Annotated in this window: 1 pseudogene; it reads right to left on the bottom strand. The window is 54.7% G+C overall.

The window, feature by feature from the left end:
• Positions 1 to 316, bottom strand: a pseudogene (locus tag MTR62_RS21245) (IS481 family transposase); the annotation flags it as partial.

The following is a 316-nucleotide window of genomic DNA, read 5'->3' as shown; positions in this document are numbered from 1 at the left end:
TAGGGTACAGCCTTGATCAGCACCTTGAGGAATGCGGATGCTGCCAACTTGGTGGCTCTACGATAGATGCGGGCAAAGACCAGTTTCGAGGTGCGATCCACCGCGACGAACAGGAAGCCTTTGCCGCCCTCATAGCGCAGTTCGGCAATGTCGATATGGAAGTAGCCGATCTTGTAGCTTTTGAATTTCTTTGGTTTCTCGCGATCAGCTTTGGGCAGGCGTGAAACGCCGTGTCGCTGCAGGCAGCGATGCAAGGACGAGCGTGTTAGCTGCGGAATGACATCCTTCAGCGTGACGAAGACGTCATCCAGCGGTA

It is taken from the genome of Novosphingobium organovorum, from assembly GCF_022832435.1.
Classification (GTDB): Bacteria; Pseudomonadota; Alphaproteobacteria; order Sphingomonadales; family Sphingomonadaceae; genus Novosphingobium; species Novosphingobium organovorum.
This window is presented reverse-complemented; position numbering and strand designations above follow the sequence as displayed.